The sequence below is a fragment of the Aeromicrobium sp. Leaf272 genome (assembly GCF_001422865.1).
Taxonomy (GTDB): Bacteria; Actinomycetota; Actinomycetes; order Propionibacteriales; family Nocardioidaceae; genus Aeromicrobium.
Genome location: NZ_LMMY01000009.1, coordinates 93,666 through 98,790, shown reverse-complemented (window position 1 = coordinate 98,790; position 5,125 = coordinate 93,666). Strand labels below are relative to the sequence as shown.

4 protein-coding genes and 1 pseudogene are annotated in these 5,125 nt (G+C 69.5%); all 5 read left to right on the top strand.

Annotated elements, in window-relative coordinates; all coding sequences use genetic code 11:
* Window positions 1-38: 38 nt before the first annotated feature.
* Window positions 39-308, top strand: coding sequence for an NADH-quinone oxidoreductase subunit NuoK (gene nuoK / locus ASF38_RS02000; protein ID WP_055966220.1), 270 nt, complete (start codon window positions 39-41; stop codon window positions 306-308).
* Between the two features lie 10 nt (window positions 309-318).
* Window positions 319-2,211 carry an NADH-quinone oxidoreductase subunit L gene (nuoL, locus tag ASF38_RS01995; protein ID WP_056573309.1) on the top strand — a complete coding sequence of 631 codons (1,893 nt, stop codon included), beginning with the start codon at window positions 319-321 and terminating at the stop codon, window positions 2,209-2,211.
* Window positions 2,208-2,846 (top strand): annotated as a pseudogene (locus ASF38_RS18590) (proton-conducting transporter membrane subunit); the annotation flags it as partial. The gene nuoL and the pseudogene ASF38_RS18590, both read left to right, overlap by 4 nt.
* Before the next feature lies 1 nt (window position 2,847).
* On the top strand, window positions 2,848-3,725 hold an 878-nt coding region (locus ASF38_RS18585; protein WP_235497349.1), incomplete at its 5' end, for a NuoM family protein.
* On the top strand, window positions 3,725-5,125 hold a 1,401-nt coding region (gene nuoN / locus ASF38_RS01985; protein ID WP_235497348.1), incomplete at its 3' end, for an NADH-quinone oxidoreductase subunit NuoN. The genes ASF38_RS18585 and nuoN, both read left to right, overlap by 1 nt.

Genomic DNA, 5,125 nt, shown 5'->3' with positions numbered 1-5,125 from the left:
CGGGAGGACGAGTCGTGAACGAGTACCTGACGCTGTCGATGATCCTGTTCACCATCGGTGCGGTCGGCGTCCTCGTGCGCCGCAACGCGATCGTCGTCTTCATGTGCATCGAGCTCATGCTGAACGCGACCAACCTCGCCCTGGTCACCTTCGCCCGTCAGCACGGCAACCTCGACGGCCAGATCGCGGCGTTCTTCGTCATGGTCGTGGCCGCGGCGGAGGTCGTCATCGGCCTCGCCATCATCGTGTCCATCTACAGCACGCGTCGTACGACCTCGGTCGACGAGGCGAGCCTCCTGAAGCTCTGAAGGGGTAGGCGTGCTCGATCTCGTCTGGCTGCTCGTCGTGGTGCCGCTGGTCAGCGGCCTCGGCCTGCTCGTGTGGGGCAAGGAGGGCGACCGCGTCGGCCACCTCGTCGGCACGGCGGCCTCCGCGGCCTCGTTCGTCATCGGGCTGGTGGCCTTCGTCCAGCTCCTCGGTCGACCCGAGGACGACCGCTCGGTCGCCGACTCGCTGTTCACCTGGATCTCGGCCGGTCCGTTCAACGTCGAGATGGCCTACCGGTTCGACCCGCTGTCGGCGCTGTTCGTGCTGCTGATCACCGGCGTGGGCACGCTGATCCACGTCTACTCGATCGGCTACATGGAGCACGACGAGCGGCGCCGTCGGTTCTTCGCGTTCCTCAACATCTTCATCGCGGCGATGCTCACGCTCGTGCTCGCGGACGACTACCTGGTGCTGTTCCTGGGCTGGGAGGGCGTGGGCCTGGCCTCGTACCTGCTCATCGGGTTCTGGCAGCACAAGCCGTCGGCGGCCGCCGCGGCCAAGAAGGCCTTCGTGCTCAACCGCGTGGGCGACCTCGGCATGGCGCTCGCGATCATGCTGATGTTCGCGCAGTTCGGCACGTCGTCGATCCAGGCGGTCAACGGTGCGGTCGGCTCGGCGAGCGAGTCGGTCGCGACCGCGCTCGGCCTCCTCCTGCTCCTCGGCGCGTGCGGCAAGTCCGCCCAGGTGCCCCTGCAGGCCTGGCTGCTCGACGCCATGGAGGGCCCGACGCCCGTCTCGGCCCTCATCCACGCCGCCACGATGGTCACCGCCGGCGTCTACCTGGTGGTCCGCAGCAACGGGGTGTACGACGCGGCGCCCACGGCGCAGACGGCGGTCGTGGTCGTCGGCCTCGTCACGCTCCTGGCCGGTGCATGGATCGGCTGCGCGAAGGACGACATCAAGAAGGCGCTGGCCGGCTCGACCATGAGCCAGATCGGCTACATGATGCTGGCCGCCGGACTCGGCCCGGCGGGCTACGCCTTCGCGATCTTCCACCTCATCACCCACGGCTTCTTCAAGGCCAACATGTTCCTCGGGGCCGGCTCGGTGATGCACGGCATGGACGACGACGTCGACATGCGGCACTACGGCGCGCTCCAGCGAGCCATGCCCGTCACCTTCGCGACGTTCGGCCTGGGCTACCTCGCCATCATCGGGTTCCCCGGGTTCTCCGGCTTCTTCTCCAAGGACAAGATCATCGAGGCGGCGTTCGGGCACTCGTTCTGGGTGGGCCTCGCGACGCTGCTCGGTGCCGGGGTCACGGCGTTCTACATGACCCGGCTCATGGTCATGACCTTCACCTCGCCGAAGCGCTGGCTCGACGACGTGCACCCGCACGAGTCGCCGCGCGTCATGACGGTGCCGCTCATGGTGCTGGCCGCCCTGTCGGTGCTCGGCGGCGTGCTGCTCCTCGGCGGCTGGATCGAGCACTGGCTCGAGCCGGTCGTCGGACCCACCGAGCACCACGAGCTGGCGGTGCCGGCGTGGGGCATGTCGATCATCGTGACGCTCGTCGTTGCGGTCGGCGTCGCCCTGGCCTGGCTCACCTACACGCGGGGCTCGTTCGGACGCGGCCCCATCACGCAGGTGGCGCCGTCCGACGGCGACGTCTCCGCCTTCACCCGCGCGGGCCGCCACGAGCTCTACGGCAACACCGTCAACGACGTGCTCGTCGTCCGGCCCACGAGCCACCTCACCCGGGTGCTCGTGTACCTCGACGCCAAGCTCGTCGACGGACTGGTCACCGGCCTCGCCGACCGACTCGGCGACACCTCGCAGTTCCTGCGCAAGCCCCAGACCGGCTACGTGCGCAGCTACGCCCTCAGCATCCTCGTCGGCTCGCTCGTCGTGGTGCTCGCTCTCCTGGCGGTGACCCTCGCATGATCCTGTCCGTCCTCGCCGCCACCCCGCTCGTGGGTGCCCTGGCCATCTCGCTCATGCCGCGCTCCGCGGCGAGCGCGCGCTCGGTGAAGATCGTGGCGCTCGCGTTCAGCGTGCTGACGCTCGTGCTCTCGCTCGCGATGATGGCCCGCTACGACGTGCAGGCCGGTGGCTACCAGCTGACCGAGCTGCACGACTGGATCGGTCCCCTGGGGGCGCACTACTCGCTGGGCGTCAACGGCATCGGCCTCACGCTCGTGCTGCTCACCACGGTGCTCGTGCCCATCGTGCTGCTCGCCGCCTGGGACGACCGCATCCCCTCCAGCCGCAGCGTGAACTCCTACCTCGCATGGATGCTCGTGCTGGAAGGTCTCGCGATCGGTGTCTTCTGCGCCACCGACGCCTTCTTGTTCTACGTCCTGTTCGAGGCGACGCTGATCCCGATCTACTTCCTCATCGGCTCCTACGGTGGGGCTGGGCGCACCTACGCGGCGGTCAAGTTCCTCATCTACAACCTGGTCGGCGGCCTGCTCATGCTCGCCTCGATCGTGGGCCTGTACGTCGTCACGGCCCGCGCCGGCGATCCCACGTACCTGCTCTCCGACCTCTCGGGGCTGGAGATGAGCACCACGACGGAGNCCTGGCTGCCCGACGCCGCCGGCACGGCCACGCCGGGCACGTCGGTGCTCATGGTCAGCGTGATCGACAAGGTCGGCACGTTCGGGATGCTGCGCTGGTGCCTGGAGATCTTCCCCGGCGCCTCGGAGTGGGCCAGCCCCGTGGTCATCACCCTCGCGGTCATCAGCATCCTCTACGGGGCGCTGTGCGCGATCGGACAGGACGACATCCGTCGGCTCGTGGCGTTCACGTCGGTCTCGCACTTCGGCTTCATCATCCTGGGCATCTTCACCTTCACCCACACGGCCACCGCGGGCTCGACGCTCTACATGTTCAACCACGGGCTCTCGACGGCCGCGCTGTTCCTCGTGACCGGCATGATGATCTCGCGCCGCGGGTCGGCGAGCATCCGTGACTTCGGCGGGGTCCAGAAGATCGCGCCCGTGCTCGCGGGGATCCTGCTGGTCGCGGGCCTGTCGAGCCTGTCGCTGCCCGGCCTCGCGCCGTTCGTCAGCGAGTTCATGGTGCTGGCCGGCACGTTCACCCGGTCGGTGCCCGCCGCGGTGCTCGCGACGCTGGGCATCGTGCTCGCGGCGCTCTACATCCTGATCATGTACCAGCGGACGATGACCGGACCGCTGCAGCCGGGGGCCGAGGCCGTGCGCGACCTCGAGCCGCGCGAGGTGGCCGCCCTGACGCCGGCGATCGTCCTGATCGTCGGGCTGGGCTTCTACCCGCAGCCGCTGCTCAACGTCATCAACCCCGCGGTGACCGAGGTCGTGAGCCAGGTCGGCGTCGGCGACCCCGCGCCGCGGACCCCGGCCAGCCTGGACGGTCTGAGCGAGTCGGGGGCCTACGTCCCGACCCGTGAGTCGCACGAGACGGAGGGTGGTCACTGATGTCGACGCTGCTGCCACTGGTCGCCGACCGACCCGACATCGCCGCGCCCACCGTCGAGTGGTCGCTCGTCTCCCCCTTGCTGGTCGTGGGCGGCGTGGCCATGGTGGCCGTGCTCGTGGAGACCTTCTGGCCCCGCCGCACGCGATTCGCCGCACAGGCGCTGCTCGCCGCCGTCGGCATCGTGGCCGCGTTCGCTGACACGGTGCGGGTCTACCTGTCCCTCGACCGCATCGAGGGCGACGTCACGGCGCGCGGCTCGGTCGTGACCGAGGGCGCCCTCGCCGTGGACGGGCCCGGCGTCTTCACGTGGGCCCTGCTGCTGCTGTTCGCCCTGCTCAGCGTGGCCCTGTTCGCCGAGCGTCGCCTCGACGGCGGGCTCAGCGCCTTCACCGGCCGGGCGGTCGATCCTCCCGGCTCGGCCGGCGAGGCCGAGGCCACGACGATGCGCCTCGAGCACACCGAGACCTTCCCGCTGGCCCTGTTCGCGCTGACGGGCATGATGCTGTTCGCCACCAGCAACGACCTCATCACCATGTTCGTGGCGCTGGAGGTCATGAGCCTGCCGCTGTACCTGCTGTGCGGGCTCGCGCGACGTCGGCGCCTGCTCAGCCAGGAGGCCGCGCTCAAGTACTTCCTGCTCGGTGCGTTCTCGTCGGTGTTCTTTCTCTACGGCGTCGCCCTGGCGTACGGGTACTCCGGCAGCTTCCGGCTCTCGGAGATCGACACCGCGGTCACGTCGCGCACGGGCGGTGAGCACCTGCTGCTCGCGGCCGTCGCGCTGATCAGCGTCGGGATGCTGTTCAAGGTCGGCGCGGTGCCCTTCCACCAGTGGACCCCCGACGTCTACCAGGGCGCCCCCACCCCGGTCACCGCGTTCATGGCGGCCGGCACGAAGGCCGCGGCGTTCATCGCGTTCATGCGCGTGCTGTTCGTGGCCTTCGGCGGAGCCTCGTGGGACTGGCGTCCGACCCTGTGGGTGATCGCCCTGCTGACGATGGTCGTCGGCTCGCTCATCGCCATCGCGCAGACCGACGTCAAGCGCATGCTCGCCTACTCGTCGGTGGCGCACGCCGGGTTCCTCATGGTGGGTCTGGCCGGCGCCTACGTGGCCGACACCGACCGGATCACCTCGGTCTCGGGCATCCTCTTCTACCTCGGTGTCTACGGCGTCGCCTCCATCGGGGCGTTCGCCGTGGTCACGGTGGTGCGCGACGCCGGAGGCGAGGCCACGCACCTGTCGCGGTGGGCCGGGCTGGGCAAGGAGTCGCCGTTCCTGGCCGGGTCGTTCGCCCTGTTCATGCTGTCGTTCGCCGGGATCCCGCTCACCGGTGGCTTCATCGGGAAGTGGAGCGTGTTCAGCGCCGCATGGTCGGGCGGGTACGGCGCCCTGGTGGTCGCC

Excerpts from the sequence above, each read along its gene's own strand:
- nuoK (WP_055966220.1), top strand. The coding sequence starts at position 39 with ATGATCCTGTTCACCATCGGTGCGGTCGGCGTCCTCGTGCGCCGCAAC.